Source organism: Algoriphagus sp. (genome assembly GCF_029254265.1).
In the GTDB taxonomy this organism is placed as follows: Bacteria; Bacteroidota; Bacteroidia; order Cytophagales; family Cyclobacteriaceae; genus Algoriphagus.
Genome location: NZ_JAQWXX010000122.1, coordinates 1 through 16,891, shown reverse-complemented (window position 1 = coordinate 16,891; position 16,891 = coordinate 1). Strand labels below are relative to the sequence as shown.

The 16,891-nt window shown below is 34.5% G+C and carries 13 protein-coding genes; all 13 read left to right on the top strand.

What is annotated here, in order from left to right; genetic code table 11:
- Positions 1-5: 5 nt before the first annotated feature.
- Positions 6-1,070 (top strand): polysaccharide pyruvyl transferase family protein, encoded by a 1,065-nt coding sequence (locus P8O16_RS18370; RefSeq protein WP_300317181.1) that lies wholly within the window; start codon positions 6-8, stop codon positions 1,068-1,070.
- The gene (locus tag P8O16_RS18365; protein ID WP_300317179.1) at positions 1,067-1,912 is read left to right on the top strand and encodes a glycosyltransferase; all 846 of its coding nucleotides are present in this window, start codon (positions 1,067-1,069) and stop codon (positions 1,910-1,912) included. The genes P8O16_RS18370 and P8O16_RS18365 overlap by 4 nt, the downstream gene beginning before the upstream one ends.
- Before the next feature lie 195 nt (positions 1,913-2,107).
- A complete protein-coding gene (locus tag P8O16_RS18360) occupies positions 2,108-3,007 on the top strand; it encodes a hypothetical protein (protein ID WP_300317177.1) in 900 nt (299 codons plus the stop codon).
- A 337-nt stretch (positions 3,008-3,344) separates the two neighbouring features.
- On the top strand, positions 3,345-4,178 hold the full coding sequence (locus P8O16_RS18355; protein ID WP_300317174.1) for a hypothetical protein: 834 nt from the start codon (positions 3,345-3,347) through the stop codon (positions 4,176-4,178).
- A 4-nt stretch (positions 4,179-4,182) separates the two neighbouring features.
- Complete coding sequence (locus tag P8O16_RS18350) at positions 4,183-5,013, top strand: hypothetical protein (RefSeq protein ID WP_300317171.1); 831 nt, start codon at positions 4,183-4,185, stop codon at positions 5,011-5,013.
- On the top strand, positions 5,006-5,902 hold the full coding sequence (locus P8O16_RS18345; RefSeq protein ID WP_300317168.1) for a glycosyltransferase family 2 protein: 897 nt from the start codon (positions 5,006-5,008) through the stop codon (positions 5,900-5,902). The genes P8O16_RS18350 and P8O16_RS18345 overlap by 8 nt, the downstream gene beginning before the upstream one ends.
- A gap of 71 nt (positions 5,903-5,973) precedes the next feature.
- Positions 5,974-8,250 (top strand): polysaccharide lyase family 8 super-sandwich domain-containing protein, encoded by a 2,277-nt coding sequence (locus tag P8O16_RS18340; RefSeq protein ID WP_300317166.1) that lies wholly within the window; start codon positions 5,974-5,976, stop codon positions 8,248-8,250.
- A gap of 6 nt (positions 8,251-8,256) precedes the next feature.
- Positions 8,257-9,063 (top strand): glycosyltransferase, encoded by an 807-nt coding sequence (locus tag P8O16_RS18335; protein ID WP_300317163.1) that lies wholly within the window; start codon positions 8,257-8,259, stop codon positions 9,061-9,063.
- Positions 9,064-9,089: 26 nt separating this feature from the next.
- On the top strand, positions 9,090-10,766 hold the full coding sequence (locus tag P8O16_RS18330; RefSeq protein ID WP_300317160.1) for a capsule assembly Wzi family protein: 1,677 nt from the start codon (positions 9,090-9,092) through the stop codon (positions 10,764-10,766).
- 228 nt (positions 10,767-10,994) lie between these two features.
- Positions 10,995-12,299, top strand: coding sequence for a nucleotide sugar dehydrogenase (locus P8O16_RS18325; protein WP_300317159.1), 1,305 nt, complete (start codon positions 10,995-10,997; stop codon positions 12,297-12,299).
- Complete coding sequence (locus tag P8O16_RS18320; protein WP_367182841.1) at positions 12,286-13,191, top strand: polysaccharide biosynthesis/export family protein; 906 nt, start codon at positions 12,286-12,288, stop codon at positions 13,189-13,191. The genes P8O16_RS18325 and P8O16_RS18320 overlap by 14 nt, the downstream gene beginning before the upstream one ends.
- A gap of 246 nt (positions 13,192-13,437) precedes the next feature.
- A complete protein-coding gene (locus P8O16_RS18315; protein ID WP_300317156.1) occupies positions 13,438-15,558 on the top strand; it encodes a tyrosine-protein kinase in 2,121 nt (706 codons plus the stop codon).
- Between the two features lie 11 nt (positions 15,559-15,569).
- Positions 15,570-16,891: ABC transporter ATP-binding protein (locus tag P8O16_RS18310; protein WP_300317153.1), on the top strand; the 1,322-nt coding region annotated here is incomplete at its 3' end.

Genomic DNA, 16,891 nt, shown 5'->3' with positions numbered 1-16,891 from the left:
AAATTATGAGAATTTTACATACCTATTGTCTTAACTACAATATTGGAGATTATGCCCTTGGTATCGGGGTGAAAAATTTATTGCGGAAATACTTAGACGTTTCATACATCGGAAATACTAACCTACAAGGTAGGGAATTCACGTCCTATTACATACAAGAAGTAGTCAATAAGCGCTTTGATTTGCTTGTGATTGGAGGCGGAGGTATTATCCATGGAGCTCATTGGCCGAATGGATGGTTTTGGTTGATAGAGAAGGATTTGATCAAAGAAATCAAGATTCCATTTATTGTGTATGGCGTTGGGTATAATTATTGGAAAGAGGAGGGAGGAATCCCGGAGCGTGGCATAGTTCATTTGGAAGAAACCATGAAGCAATCCGCCTATTTTTCTGTTAGAAATGATGGAAGCCAAAACAGACTTGCTGAGCAGTTTGGGAAAACTATCCCAGCAATACCTGATCCAGGTTTTCATGTAGATATTGATACAATTTATGAGCGGAAGGAAAAGTTGCCTTATGTTTTAATTCAACTTGCCAACGATAAGCCTGAAAAGAGATTTGGTTCCCTGAAGAAGAGAGAATCCTTTATCGCTCAGATGAAGGAAGTTACTCAGAAATTAGCGAAACGTTATAAAGTTATTTTCTCACCCCACGTTCCGGAGGATGTTGAGTTGAGTGGGCAGATTGCTCAAGGAATTGCCAATACTGAAGTTTGGGATTTTGGCTATTTTGCATTTGATCATTCGGATGAAGCCGTAGGTTATTACAAGTTCGCAGAGTTTGTGATTGCTATGAGAGGTCATGGACAGATTGTACCTATTGCCTTCAATACCCCAGTGATTTCACTTGAAAATCACCCAAAGCATCGTGGCTTGATGGAGCACTTAGGCTTGATCGATTATAATGTATCCTTGTCAAAAGACGATTACAAAAATGAGATATTGAATAAAATAGCCCTTGTGGAAAGTAACTATTTTGAGATTAAAGAGAAGTATTCTCAAATAAACAAAGACTTAAGAATTCAGACAGAATCTGCCTGGACAGAGATCAAATCCAAGATTACCTTATGAGTGACTTGAGTCCTTTAGTAAGTATTTCTTGTATTACTTTCAATCATGCTTCCTTTATCCGTCAGTGTTTGGATGGGTTTGTGGCTCAGAAAACTGATTTTCCATTCGAGATAGTCATCTATGACGATGCATCAACAGATGAAACAGTTAGTATTATTGAGGAATATGTGGAAAGGTATCCTGGGTTATTTAAGCCTTTTTTCAATTCGGAAAATCAATATTCGAAGGGTATTAGAGGGATGAATGTGAGGTTCAACTTTCCTCGCTGTGAAGGCAGATACATCGCTTTCTGTGAAGGAGATGATTTTTGGACTGATGCTTACAAGCTACAAAAGCAAGTTGATTTCTTGGAGAAAAACCCTAATTATTCAGCATGTGTTCATAGTGCCAAAATATGGAACGAAAATGAAATGAAATTCTCAAAGTCTAATTATGAAGGAATTCAAAGAGATTTTGATCTGAACCTAAATAGGATTTTTAATCATTCTGGAGGTGTCTATCCCACCTGTTCTTTACTTATGTTAAAGGATAAGATCAGATATCCAGATAATCTGATGTATTTTGCTGGAGGAGATTTAATCCTGATCATATTTCTTGCTACACAGGGTAAAATCCGATTTATGAAAGAAATGATGGGCGTTTATAGAATACATTCAGGTGGAGTTTATCAAGGCGTGGAAAAAAACTTAAGTTTTTATCTTGACAATAGAATTAAACTAAAAAAATTTTATAGAGAATTAGGTCCGCATTTGGAATTCAAAAATAGATTTAGACTATCGGTTTTCAGAATTAAAAATTCAATATCAATGATTTATCTAAAGCTGAAAATTGCTTTTTCTTGAAAATTAGCTATGGATTTTAAAGCATTTCAAAAAATCATAATAGAATATAAGGGCTTGCTGATCGGAATAGTATTAGCCTATTTGGTTTTGGGGTTAGCGATTGTTTTTTTAACTCCAAAGACTTTTAAAGCTCAATCTGTTTTGCTTCCCGAAACAAAAGACAGTTCTCTTGGAAATTCTGGAGGTCTAAGCCAATTGGCTTCTTCCATTCCGGGGCTTGGGTCTTTTAATCTACCAGCAGCAGGTTCTGATGCTTTCCGTCCGGAATTTTATCCTTCAATTGTACAAAGCACTCCTTTTATTTTAGAGTTTAAAAATCACAAGTTCTTTCATCCTGATTTCAATGAGAATTTAACAATTGAGTCTTACCTACAAAAGTATGCCCCTTTTAACACATTTAGTTTCATAAAAAAATATACGATTGGTTTACCTGGTTTAATTTTAGGGATAATTAGAGGGACTGATGAAGAAGATTTATCTAAGGCAAATGAGATAGTTTCATCTTCAAATCAGACTTTTTATCGACCCTCAGTTGGCGAATTCAAATTTCTGAAAGATTTAAGGGATATGGTAGCTGTAAGTGTTGATAAAAAAACAGGATTAATTACCATTTCCGTTGAAACTACCAATGCTGTAGTTTCTGCATATTTAGCACAGTTTACGCAAGAGTATCTTGTTGATTTCATGGAAAAATATAGAAATGAAAAGCAGACAAGAATTATTTCGTTTTTGGAAGATAAGAAAATAGAATTAGAGAAACAGTTTAATGAAGATCAATCTAAACTTGCCAATTTTAAAGACAGAAACTTTAATATCTCAAGTGCTTCCCTTATAAATCAGCAGGAAAATCTGACATCTAAATATGAATTGTCAAAAAATTTATTTTTTAACATCAATTCTCAGCTGGAGCAGGCTCGAATTAAACTCAATGAGGAACATCCTCTTTTTGCGACTATTGAGCCTGTTTATATACCTCCTTTAAAAAATAAGCCACAAACTTTCCTGATTTTATTTCTAACAGGTTCATTGGGAATTATTTCAGCAGCAATTTTTATCCTTTTCAAATCACCCATTAAGTTTGGAGACACAGATTGAAAGGAAAATAAAATCTCTAAAGCTAGGAAGTCTATATTTGATTTCCTTTTCTGTTTTATTGAGGTTTGATTTTTTGTTTGGTGGAGCCAATAGGTACATTCCATTTCGTGTCATCATGGCACTTTTATTTTTTTGGTTTGTAATTTCTTTATTCATCAAATCAACAGCTTCTTTTACCCATAAACTTTCATGGTTTTATATCTTGGGGTTTATTGGTTTTTTCATTTTTGCCCATTTTTTTTGGCTCGATAAGCTGGATAACACCAGCGATTTTATAAGGAATCAATTACATTTTATTTATATACTTTCAGGTTTTTTTCTGACCTACTATCTCCAGATGGAGTTATCTAAAACTCAAATTAATCGATTGGTAAAGGCGTGTATTTTAGGAGTAATAGTGGTTGTAGGAATTGAAACTTTTTTTAGATTCTTTTTACCGACTTTAGACCTTAATTCAGAAAGTACAGATTACTTGATTGAGATTTATCAAGGGGCTCAGGGAGGATTATCTTTTGATACTTTTTACTTTTTTAAAATGTCTAGTATCATGTTTTTCGACTCCAATTATGTTGGTGCATTTCTTATCATATTTTTGGGATTGAATATGTTTGTGAACTATGATTCTAAATTCTGGAGATTGGCTTCATTTACAATCATTTATTTTTTAATTTTTTTAACTTTAAGTAGGGCTGCTATTGTCGTGTCTGCCGGGATGGGACTTTATTTTGTCTGGAATAAATGGTCAAGCTATTCTAAATGGTTGACAGTATTACTATCCATCGGTATATCGATTTTGGTTCTTTTTTTTATCCAAGATCAGGTGCAATTCCAAGACGGGAGTTTCTTAACAAAACTCCAAATACTAGAAGGCTTGAACGGTTTCTTTGACCAAGAAATAGCTATCGCTTTAATGGGTTTGGGGTATGAGGTAGGGGGGTATTTATATAGCTACATGTCAGGAGGATATGCGCACATTCATTTTGCAATTTTACTTGGTGAGCTAGGATTATTGGGTTTACTAGTTTATCTAAGTTTTTGGTATGTCATCAGGCTTATTTCTGGGCCTCGTGTTTTATTTTTATTCATACCATTTCTAATAATTGGTTTTAGCTTGGCAGATCCTTGGGAAATAGCATATTTCTGGGCATGCGGGATTATTCACAAAATATAGTCAATTGCTAAACGTACTTTATTGCGCTTTTGAAGAGGGGTTGTTAGAAATTGAAAAGAACATACCCATTCCCAACCCAAATGTTCGATACTTTATTTCTTTGCAAGGTGATATTGAAAAAATCCCTGCTATTCCTATTTCATTGCAAAGTAGATCTGATTTGGAGATAAGTATTCTGGAAGGCAGAGGATTATCAAAAAATCGTAATAATGCTATTAAAATGGCTCTAGAATCTTCATCTAGCCAAGATATTTTTCTTATTGCTGACGAAGATGTAGAGTTTATTGAAGGGTTTGAAACTGTTATTATAACTGCTTTTAATCAAAATATAGACACTCACATTTTAACATTTCAGATAAGTACAGGCTTATCTAATCAGAAATACAAATCATACTGGGAAAAGGAAAGAAAAATTAGAATTACGGAAATTGATACAGTTTCATCAATTGAAATGGCGGGTAGAGCAGATGTTTTTAAAAGAGTCAAATTTGAGGAAAATTTAGGTTTAGGTTCAACTTTTCCTTCTGGAGAGGAGACTGCATTTTTAGCTGATTCTCTTAGGGCTGGTTTTCAAATAAAATATATTCCAAAACCAATTGTGATTCATCCGCTAGAAAGCTCTGGAAAAAACCGAAAAGACCTTTTTACAGAAAATGCATTAAACCTTATTGGAGGTAGAGTGTATAGAATCTACGGTGAGCCAATGGCAAGTTTGTTCTATGTGTTTTCCACTATTAAAAACTTTCAAAAATATCGAAGTCAGATTTCGCCACTGCGCTATTACCAAGCTTTGCAAGATGGTAAAAAGCAGTATAAAAACTTTGTAAATGGCTAAGGTCAGTGTAATTATCCCAAGCTATAAGCGAGCAGAATATCTCAAGATATCCATAGAAAGTGTTTTCACACAAACATTTGATGATTGGGAATTATTAATTATTGATGATAACGGTGAGGGTACTCCTGATCAACTCGCTACTGCCAAAATCCTACAGAGATTTGGAGGAAATCCAAAAATCAACTACATCATTCATGAAAAAAACAAAGGTGGAGCAGCTGCCAGGAATACCGGGATTTCTGCTGCAAAAGGTGATTACATCTGTTTTCTTGATAATGACGATGAGTTTTATCCCGAGAAGTTGGCCTGCCAAATTGAAGCTTTACAGAATGAAAAGTACAGAGCTGTGGTCTGTAGATTTGATTCGTACAAGAATAATAAGAAAGTTAGAGTTTCACCTGTAATTCCTCCTATGGATGAAATGTTGGTACCGTTTGCACAGGGAAAAATCAATCTGGCTTCCGGTTCTACTTTGATGATAGAAAGAACACTTTTAGATGAAATAGGAAGTTTTGACGAAGACTTTAGAAGAAAGCAAGATGTGGAATTGATGATAAGAATTTTGGAAAAAAATCCTGTCAAAACACTCAATGAAGTTTTAGTTCGATTGAACATAGAGGACAGAACGAATATCCCTTCCATTGAAAATTTCAGAAAATTTCAAAAAATGTTTCAAGAGAAATTTGAGAATATTTTCTCTAAACTATCCGCTAGTGAACGAAATGGTATACTCCAATATGATCAAATCGAACTTGCCAAAGTCGCATTATGGAATAAGGATCCTAAAGAATTCCTGAAAGTTTTAGCTAAATCTGACTTGTCGTTTACACAAAAAATGGATTTAATAATTGATTTGAGTAAGAAGTTCATTACCTATTTTGTGAAATGAGATTTTTAAAAATTCTTACTTTGTGTTTTTGGATTTCTTTTGGTCTGCTTCTAAATGCTAGTGGTCAGGATATGACCCAACTCAGAAATAGACTAGTCGACCTCAATGGATTTCAGTCTATCGAGTCAAGAAAAAATGAACAGTTTAGAATTGCAGATTATCTAGATAAAGTAAATGTAAGTACTGGTGCTTTCAATAGAGTGAATGCGAGGCCTACTACAACTGACATCAAGACAGATATACTTCAGCTGGCACTCTATTATCAAGATAAAATCAAGACTGTTGCTCCTGAAAAAGAGCTTGGCGAAATCAAGCTGACACTATATCGCAGCCTTTACTATTGGCTTCACGACAAACCTCAGTTTCGATGGACTGATAGTGCTTTGGACCAGCCAAGATATTTAGCATCGATCTTATTGTCATTATACAAGGATCTCGATAAAGATTTAGCAGATCCAGAGTTCAAAACATTGGTTAGTGGGATTCTTGTTGATGCGGCTCACTATGTTAGATATTCTTGGAATTTTGGAAAAAGTAGTTCTGCTTTTCTTTCATTAGGTGACAATTTGAATGAGGATGTTCAGAGGATGGGAAACGTTGGTTATAGGCTTTATAGCCTTATTTCCATTGCAGCTGCTATTAATAATCCAGGATTAGTAGATACACTTAGTATAATTGCAAAAAATCAGCTGCCAATCAGAATTAATACTGGAAATGAACACCCCATAGCCTTGATGGCTGACTTTTCATTACATCAGCATAACTACGGAGGTAGCCAGATTTATAATCTCGGATATGGATTAGACTGGTATAGTGATTTTGTTGCATATGCCTATTATTCGAAGGGCACTAAATGGGCTTTAAATAATGATGAACTGATAACACTTGTGGATTTTTTGGACCATGGTTTATATCCTTTTTTTTTACCGAATGGACAGGTCGTAGATCAAGTACTGGGAAGACATAACCAGCTTCCTAAATATTATTCCTCCTTCCCTGTGAGCCGCACTAAGATATTACGTAGCTTTTTTGACTCTGGGACTCCTGCAAGAATAAGAATTGATAAAGTTTTGGACGATCCTAATTTTACAAAAGATCTAGGCCATAGAGGATTTTACACCTCTGATTTAATGCTATCCAAAACTAGAAATTATACTGCTTCCGTCCGCTTTATTTCTGATAGAACCTCAGGTCAGGAGTCAGGTGATAGTGGTCAGAAAAATGGAATGGAAAACTTCTTCTTTTCTGACGGTAGTTTTTTATTAAACAAGAATAACAAGGAGAGTGGAAAAGGAGCTTGGGATTGGAGAATGGTTCCGGGAACTACCACTGAACTTATTGATTTTCCACTCCCTATTGTTCCCTATGGTAAGGGCTATTCCAACAAAAAATCATTTGCAGGGATTCTAGAAGCAAAGCATGGCGTTCTTGGTAGTTTCAGCATCGACAGGTCCAGTCCAGAGAGTACAGTAACTGCTGTAAAGAGCTATGCGTTATTGGAAGATTTGTTTTTATTTGAAGGGCACAACATTAATTATTCTGGTAAAGGGAAAGTTGTGACTACTGTGACTCAGGAGCAAGTAACAGGAAAGGTGACGCTTTTAGAAGGTGATTCTGAAAAGGAGATTAAGCTTGGAGAAGAATTTGAGAAAATATCAAATGGGCCTATTGGAGTATGGCATAATAACGTTGGATATTTACTCCTCCCTTCCAAATCAGGTAGCATAAAATGGGGGATGTCATTGCTTGAGAAACAGACACGATGGCAGCAACTCGATAGTCGAAATAAAGGAAACGAATCTCTAGTGAAACTTTTTAGCTTAAACTTAGTGCATGGATTATCCTCAAGGATAGAAATTCCAGATTATTTATACTTAGTTTTACCTGAAATTTCAAATGAGGAATTTAAGGCTTCATATAATAAAGGAGAAGTAGATTTGATTAAGCTTGGTCTTAAAATTGAAAGTCGTTCAAATGAAAATTTGATATTTTACTACAAAGAAGATCCTTATTTCATGAACTTCCGGTCGATTGCCGAAAGCAAAATTCTAATTGATTCGTATCAGCTGAATATTTCCGGATTGATCACTGGTACAATTTGTAGTCATTCTGAACATTTAGGTTTCAAATTTGCTCAGTTGGAGAAGAGAGACAATTTGGGAGTGGACTTTACAATTAAAATATCAGACCTTATACTACCTCAGGAATTGAAAAATGATGAGCTTTCGGATAAACTTAGAATCACCATTATGCCTGATGGTACCAAAATAGAAGGAAATAGTAAACCAAAAAATATGCATTATTTCGGATCGAGTTTTTTAATCAATTTGCCACTTTCAGTGAATTAATTTCCTTTGGATTTTTCAGTTCTTATTTCAGTTTATTTCCGTGAGAATCCCGAATTTCTGCGGTTGGCATTTGAAAGTTTAGTAAATCAGACTAAGCCTGCAAATGAAATAATTCTAGTAAAAGATGGACCGCTTACTCCGGAACTTGATCTACAAATAGATAAGTTCATGGATCTATTGCCATTAAAAATAATTAGCCTAGATGAAAACAAAAGTCTGGGCTATGCTCTAAACGAAGGATTGAAGTTTTGTCAATATGAATGGGTTGCTAGGATGGATACAGATGACATTTGTCATCCAGAGCGATTTGAAAAACAAATAGAGTTTATATCCAAAAACCCTTCATATGATCTAGTTGGGACGAATATTTCAGAATTTATTGAGGTCCCAGGAGATTTGAATAGGCAGAAAAAAGTACCGGAAACACATGAGGAAATCGTCACTTTTGCATATTCCCGATGCCCTTTTAATCACCCTTCTATCTTTTTTAGAAAATCAGCAGTATTGAAGGTTGGGTCCTACCAATCGATGAAATTATTTGAGGATTATTATCTCTGGTTTAAATTAATAAAGGCGGGGTTTCGATTTTATAATATTCAGGAACCTCTATTGTTTTTCCGTTTAGGAAAAGATATGTTAGGTAGGAGACAAGGGTTTGATTATGGGGTTAATGAGGGGCAATTCTTCATCCAAGCTTATAGAGAAAATCTAATCCCCTTTGACTCTTTAGTAAGGTTCTTATTGCGTTTTCCTATCAGATTAATGCCAAAATCATTCACCCTCTTTTTTTATAATACCTTTCTTCGGAAATGAGGTGTGATTTTCTAAAAACAGCCTTGATGATGGTTTTAATGATGTTTACTTTTTGTAAATATTCATTTTCACAAACCTTAAATGCAGGACTATCGGTACTTGAAGAAAATTTAAGGAGAGGTCAATTGTTAGGAGATTTTTCACCTTTATATTCATTTCAAAACCGACCTCTACAAATTTTTGCAGATGACTCCTCCCGAGTTCGAAAAGAACTTCTCCAATATTTTTACGGAACTCACAGATCTGTTGATGAAAAAGTAAGATTTACATTCTTGCCATTAGTTTCTAATAATACAGTTAATACAAAAAGACCATATGGTTGGGGAAATAGAGGGATGATTCCAAACGTTGGCTTTCAAACTTATCTTTCCACAGGATTTTTCGCAAAGTATCATTTTATAGAGCTTCAATTACAACCTGAATTTATCTTTGCTCAAAACAAACCCTTTGAAGGGTTCTCTGATAAATTCTCCACACCGGTAACTCAGGCAAGATTTTTTTATTGGAATAGCGGAGATAATCCTGAGCGATTTGGGAATGATTATTTTTCAAGGTTCTGGTGGGGTCAATCCTCCATTAATATAGTAGCTGGTCCGATTAGTTTAGGTTTATCAACTCAAAATATTTGGTGGGGCCCAGGACAATTCAACGCTCTTATCTTCTCAAATAATGCTGAAGGATTTCCTCATTTATCCTTAAATACCAGACGTCCTCTAAAAACTTTTTTAGGAAATATTGAGGCTCAATTGATCGTAGGTAGATTGGAAAATAGCGGGATTTCTCCAACACAATCTAATGCTTTGAATCAGAAATATTTTGAAGATTTCACAGGTGATTGGAGGTATCTTAATGGTATTTCTATTAATTATAATCCCGTTTTTCTCCCCAACCTTTTTTTAGGTTTTAATAGAACTTTTCAACAATACAATAAACTAAAGGGGAATGGTTTTAGTGATTGGTTTCCTGTATTTGAAGTCTTTCAAAAAGAAAGATTTTTCGATGATGGAAATACGATTGTTTATGATTCTAAAGGTCAGGATCAGCAGGTTTCGGTTTCTTTTCGTTATTTAGTACCATCTGCAAAGTTTGAAATTTACGCTGAGCTAGGGAGAAGAGACCATTCTTTTAACTGGAGAGAGTTTATGCTTAATCCAGAACATGCAAGAGCATATTTGGCTGGTTTTCAAAAATTATTTGCACTTTCCAAACCGAAGACATTTATTCAGATCAGAGGGGAAATGACGCATCAGCAGGAATCCGTGAATAGATATATTCGCTATCCTGGATTGATTGGGAATCAAACTTGGCATACCCACGGCTTGGCAAGAGGATTTGTAAACTATGGACAAGCATTAGGGGTAGGTTCTGGAGTAGGAGTAAATGTTCAAACGCTGGAGATTTCACGAATTGAAGGTCTTAACAAAATTGGGGTTCGTCTTGAGAGATTGGAAAATCATCAAGATTTTTTTTATCGAGCATTTGGACAAAACCCCAATAAAAAGCCTTGGGTTGATTTTAGTCTTGGGGTTCTAGTTGACCATCAATGGGGGAATTTGATTCTGAGTTCTAAAACTCAATTTGTAAGTGCCTATAATTATCAATGGTTAAGTGAAGGAAATTCTACTGTAGATTTCCCGTCTGGAGTAAAGAAATTGTCTTTTTCAGGAGAACTTAATTTGATCTATTTATTTCAAAACAATTGAATTTCGGATTGCTACCATTCTTTGGATAATTTCTTTGCCTAAAGTTTAAAATGAGTAATTTTGGTACTCACTTCAAAAACCCTTAATAATCTTCAAATCAGTTTTTTTTGGAAAGTATGGGATCTAATCAACCAGAATCCGACGATCCCATTGAAAACTTTTGCCAAGTCCTGGGACTGAAAGAGCGAAGCTGTGTAATTTTAAAGTTTAACTAATACTTAATTATTTATGTTTATTCCATTTAATCAAGTTAAAATAGGAATTATAGGTCTTGGTTATGTAGGCCTTCCTTTAGCTGTTGAATTCGCTAAAAAGTTTCCCGTGATAGGGTTCGATATAGATCAAAAAAGAATAGCAGATCTTAAATCTGGAAAAGACCATACTTTGGAGGTGGAGGATGAGCTTCTTCATTCTGTTAATTTATTAAGTTCGCCAAATTTGGGTTCCATAGGATTATATTCTACTGCGGACTCCAATGATTTGGCAGATTGTAATGTCTATATTATAACAGTTCCTACCCCTACAGATAAGCATAATAGACCTGTTCTGACTCCTATGCTGAAGGCCTCGGCAAACATCGCGAAATACTTAAAAAAAGGAGATGTGGTTATTTATGAATCCACGGTTTATCCTGGAGTAACCGAGGAGGAATGTGTGCCTGTGTTGGAAGAAATATCTGGATTGAAATACAATGAAGATTTTTTCGCAGGATATTCACCGGAGCGAATTAACCCTGGAGATAAAGAGCACACAGTAGCAAAAATTTTAAAAGTGACTTCCGGAAGTACACCTGAAGTGGCAGAATTTGTAGATCAATTATATAGACAAGTCATTACCGCAGGTACGCACAAGGCATCTTCAATTAAAGTAGCTGAAGCCGCGAAGGTTATTGAAAACTCACAGCGTGATATCAACATAGCTTTTGTTAATGAACTTTCAAAAATCTTCAATCTTCTTGGAATTGATACAAGTGAAGTGTTGGAAGCAGCAGGGACAAAGTGGAACTTCCTGAAATTCAAGCCTGGGCTTGTCGGAGGTCATTGTATTGGTGTGGATCCATTCTATTTAGCACAAAAAGCACAGGAAGTAGGCTACCATCCAGAGATTATCCTTGCAGGGAGAAGACTAAATGACAGCATGGGAAAACATGTTGCCACAGAGGTGATTAAATTGATGATGCGGAAAGACCTTAAAGTGATAGATTCTAAAGTTTTGATACTTGGTTTTACCTTTAAAGAGGATTGCCCAGATGTTAGAAATACAAGAGTTATAGACATTTATAATGAGTTGAAATCATTTGATATGGAAGTTGATATCTATGATCCTTGGGCGAATCCAGTAGAAGTGAAGCATGAATATAATATTGATATCAGCTCTGGAGATCAGGTGCCAAACCTCGATAAATATTCCGCAGTGATCTTGGCTGTAGCCCATAGAGCTTTTAAAAGTTTCCCTATTCAAAAGTCAGATAATCAAGTTGTATTTGATGTGAAATGCATACTGGATAAGGATAAAGTAGATGCGAGACTTTAATAATTATTCAGAAATTCCGAAAATAAAAAGCAAATTGCACCCTAATTCAAAAATCCAAAAAGATCAAATGAGATGGACTTATAAAATTCTCTTTTTTTCAGTGTTAGTTGCACTAGCCTCTTCCTGCATTTCCAATGAAAGAATAATTTATATGCAAGAGCTTGGCGACCAATCTAACCCTGTAATTTCTTCAAGTGAAAATCTTCCGTACAGTTTTGAGGAGTACTACCTTCAAAAATTCGATATCGTTGACATTAATATCACTACTACTAGTGCAGAAATTAATGAGTTGCTTAACGTTGCTACGATTACCTCTCAAAATAATATGATGATGGGAGGCGGAGGGCAAGCAGGTGGAGATGTGTTCTTCATGAATGGATATACCATTGATGAGTTTGGAAAAGTTGAATTACCATTGATTGGTGAAGTGCTTCTTGACGGATTGACTACCATTGAAGCTAAAAAATTAATTGAAAATGAAGTTAAAAGGTATGTGAACGAAGATGAGTATTTTGTTAGAATTAGATTAGGAGGAATAAGATTTAGTGCATTAGGAGAGTTTAATAATCCTGGAAAAATCACTGTTCTCCAAAATAGAGTCACCATTTTTGAAGCTATTGCTGCAGCTAGTGATTTGAATATTTTAGCAAAAAGAAATGAATTAATAGTTGTTCGTCAATACCCTGAAGGATCTAAAATTCACAAAATCAACTTGAATGACAAAAACTTGCTTACTTCTGATTTTTATTTCGTTAGGCCAAATGATATTTTATACGCCGAACCCCTGAAAGTAAGAGAGATAGGGAATGCGACCAATTTTATACAAACGTTGACACTTTTAACGACTACGATTACAGCTGTCGCTCTGATTCTTACTTTAGCTACAAATTAAATATTTAATATGAATTTTGAACAAACAGAAAATGAATTTCTTCAGCAAGAGGATTCAGCATTTGATTTGCGATTATTTCTAAGTAAAGTAATAAGAAATTGGCCTTGGTTTCTAGCTGCATTGTTCATCTCCTTGTCAATAGGTTTTTTTCTTACCAAAACGACTGAACCACTTTATAGGTCAAGTGCTAAATTTTTCATCAAAGAGAAAGAATCTGCTCTAGCCTTGTTTGAGAAGCCCGCCATTATGGATGTCGGAAGTATGGGGCTTCAGAATGAAATAATTATCCTAAAATCAAAACCAATTGCTTTAAATACTTTAAGAAAGCTGGATTTTGATGTTGAATATTATAAGGAAGGGACATTTACAAATCAAAGGCTTTATAAAAATTCACCCATTTTAATTCAGGTAGACTGGACTTCTGCACAGATAATCAATGGAATGATCTCTTTGGAGTGGACTGATGATAAAAGTTTCAATATTGATTTTGTAGATAAGCAATACACAAAATTTTTACCTGACGGATCATATGTTGAGTTTGTTAATATCCCTTCTAAAACTTCCTATGCATTCGGAGAATGGGTTGAAACAGATCAATTCCGAATTAAGGTAACAAAACTTGATGTTGAGAAGGAAGGGAAAATACTTTATAAAATAAAAGATGTAACCTCTTTAACTTCTTATTATGCAAATAATTTGGATGTTGAAGCTGTAGAAAGGGGGGCCTCAATCATGAATTTAAGTATCACTACTTCTAACGCCTTAATGGGAGAAGCATACTTGAACACCTTGATGCAGACTTACCTTGATTTAGAATTGCAGGATAAAAATGAAGTTTATTCCAATACAATAAAATTCATTGATGGTCAGGTTTCAGGTGTTGCGGATACTTTACGATTTTTTGAAAAAGAATTGGAAAATTATAGATCTGAAAATAAGATCTACAATCTAAGCACTGAAGGAGCTGCTGTTTTTGATCAAATGTCAGAACTGGAGACTCAACTTAATAATGAAGAGTTCAAAAGAAAATATTATCAAAGCCTTAAGGATTACCTTTTAAGAGAAAATTATAAGGAACTGGTAGTTCCTTCCGGTATTGGTATTGATGATCCTATTCTAAACGGATTGATTGAAAACTTACTTTCTCTACAAGTAGACAAATCCCGTCTTTTAGCTACACAGACTGAAATTTCTCCGGCTGTTAAAGAGATTAACAGGAAAATTGAGGATTCAAACAGGTCTATTAGAGAAATACTCAATAATGTGGATCAAAACTCATTAATGCTGATTGAAGATTTAAGGTCAAGAATTAATCAAATGGATGTCTCATTCAGGTCATTGCCAGAGACTGAACAAAATTTAATTCGTATCGAAAGACAATTCACACTAAGTGAAAACCTTTATACGTATTTACAAGAGAAAAGAGCTGAGGCAGCTATCACTAAAGCTTCCAATACAGTCAATAATAAGATAATTGAACCTGCAACCGGAGGGTTTAAAATCACTCCTAAACCATTACAGAATTATACTGTAGCTTTTCTGATTGGAATATTATTCCCTCTAATTCTAATATTCCTGAAAGAAATATTCAGGACGAAAATTGAGGATCTTAAATTCTTAGAGAAGAGACTAAGAATCCCAATTTTATCGACTATTTTATTGAATAGATCTGATAATAATCTAGTTGTATTAAATCAAGGTAAATCGGGTATATCGGAAGGCTTTAGATCTCTTCGGGCCAACCTTAAATATGTTCTCCAAAGAGATGAAAAAATAACTATTATGGTTACTTCAACAATTTCTGGAGAAGGGAAAACTTTTTGTGCCGTGAATTTGGCTTCTGTCTACAGCCTTACAGGCAAAAAAACTGTCTTGCTAGGTTGTGATATGAGAAAGCCTAAAATATTTGGCGATTTTAAAATTGAAAATAAAAAAGGCCTATCCACTTTTTTAAGTGGGGAATCGAATGATTGGAAGGAAGTTATCAGTCCCTCAGGTTATGAAAATCTGGATATTCTGGTTGCTGGACCAACTCCACCAAACCCTGCAGAATTGTTGCTCTCAGTTAGATTTACTGCTTTAGTAGAAGAGTTGAAAAAAGAATATGATGTTATTATCATGGATACTCCTCCAGTGGGTCTAGTAAGTGAAACTTTAGATTTATTGAATCATGTTGATTTGACCCTTTTTGTATTTAGACAAAATTATAGCCAACGCACCTTCATTGATTCACTGAACACCTTGAAGGGCACAAAAAATTTAAAAAGTATTTATGCTGTTTTTAATGGTGTAGATATGACCAAGGTCAACAGTGGGTATGGATATTCTTATGGCTACGGTTATGGCTATTATGAAGATTATAAATAAGATTAATTAAGGTGAAAAATCAAATAAGGTATTTTAGGTTCTTTTATTCGTATTTAGGGCCTAGCCTTTTTTTACTTCTTATTTTAAGTATCCTTGTAGGCTTGATGGATGGATTTGGTTTATCCATGTTTATCCCTTTACTGCAATCTGCAGCTTCGGATGAAGTTAGTTATGAAAAGGCAGCAGAAAATTTAGGGGACTTCAGTTTTTTAATTAACATTTTAGAAAGCACAGGATTACCTTTTAATCTTTCACTTGTATTAGGATTTTTATTAATCCTTTTTGTATTGAAGGGCTTTTTCAAATACCTAGAAATGCTTTATCGGATTATTCTTCAAATCAAATTTGTAAGAAAGTTAAGGTTCAATATGGTTGACGGGCTAGGGGATATATCGTATGAAAAATTTTCCAAAATTAATGGAGGAAGAATTCAAAATACGATGTCCGGGGAGGTCAATAAAATTGTCAGTGCTTTTGGTTTTTATTTTAATACCATGCAGGGAGCTGTACTGCTCTTAGTGTATGTGTTTTTGGCTTTTATTTCCAATTTCAATTTTGCCTTCTTCGTTTCCTTAGGGGGATATTTAACTAGTTTTATATTTAAATATCTCTATAAAAGGACTAGGGAAGCTTCTATAAAAATAACCAGTATAAGTCATGACTATCAATCGCTTTTGGTTCAGTCAATATTATTTTTCAAGTACTTAAAGGGAACAGGTTATTTCTTTGATTTTAAGTTCAAACTTAAAGAGAAGATCGAAGAAGTCGAGAAAGTCCAATTGAAAATTGGGAATTATAATGCAATTCTGATAAGTACCAGAGAACCAATTGTTATAGTTATTGTAGCTGTTGTGATAGGTATTCAAGCAATGTTATTGGGAACCAGCTTGACATCAATTATTTTAAGTATTCTGTTTTTTTACCGGGCTTTAAATTATTTACTAACCGTACAAACAAGCTGGCAAGGCTTTATTGGTCAGATAGGTGCCATAGAAGCAGGTATTGATCTAATTGAAGAGTTTAATGATTCTAAAGAAGAGAAAACTTCAAATAAGAAATCAATCCCAGAACGATACAATTTCAAGTTAGACAATGTGTCTTATTATTATCAAAAGGAAAAATTGATTCTTTCTGATATTAATCTTGATCTTCAGTTAAACAAAACATATGCCTTTGTTGGTGAAAGTGGAAGTGGTAAAACAACTTTAGTAAATTTAATAATCGGGTTGCTGAATCCTACTTCTGGTAATATTTTCATAAATGACACAAATCGTAAAGATTTAGATCTATCTACTTACCGTAAGAGATTTGGGTATATTACTCAAGAACCTGT

Coding starts and splice junctions, on each gene's coding strand:
- P8O16_RS18370 (WP_300317181.1), top strand. CDS start 6: ATGAGAATTTTACATACCTATTGTCTTAACTACAATATTGGAGATTAT.
- P8O16_RS18365 (WP_300317179.1), top strand. CDS start 1,067: ATGAGTGACTTGAGTCCTTTAGTAAGTATTTCTTGTATTACTTTCAAT.
- P8O16_RS18355 (WP_300317174.1), top strand. CDS start 3,345: ATGGAGTTATCTAAAACTCAAATTAATCGATTGGTAAAGGCGTGTATT.
- P8O16_RS18345 (WP_300317168.1), top strand. CDS start 5,006: ATGGCTAAGGTCAGTGTAATTATCCCAAGCTATAAGCGAGCAGAATAT.
- P8O16_RS18340 (WP_300317166.1), top strand. CDS start 5,974: ATGACCCAACTCAGAAATAGACTAGTCGACCTCAATGGATTTCAGTCT.
- P8O16_RS18330 (WP_300317160.1), top strand. CDS start 9,090: ATGATGGTTTTAATGATGTTTACTTTTTGTAAATATTCATTTTCACAA.
- P8O16_RS18325 (WP_300317159.1), top strand. CDS start 10,995: ATGTTTATTCCATTTAATCAAGTTAAAATAGGAATTATAGGTCTTGGT.
- P8O16_RS18320 (WP_367182841.1), top strand. CDS start 12,286: ATGCGAGACTTTAATAATTATTCAGAAATTCCGAAAATAAAAAGCAAA.
- P8O16_RS18315 (WP_300317156.1), top strand. CDS start 13,438: ATGGATGTCGGAAGTATGGGGCTTCAGAATGAAATAATTATCCTAAAA.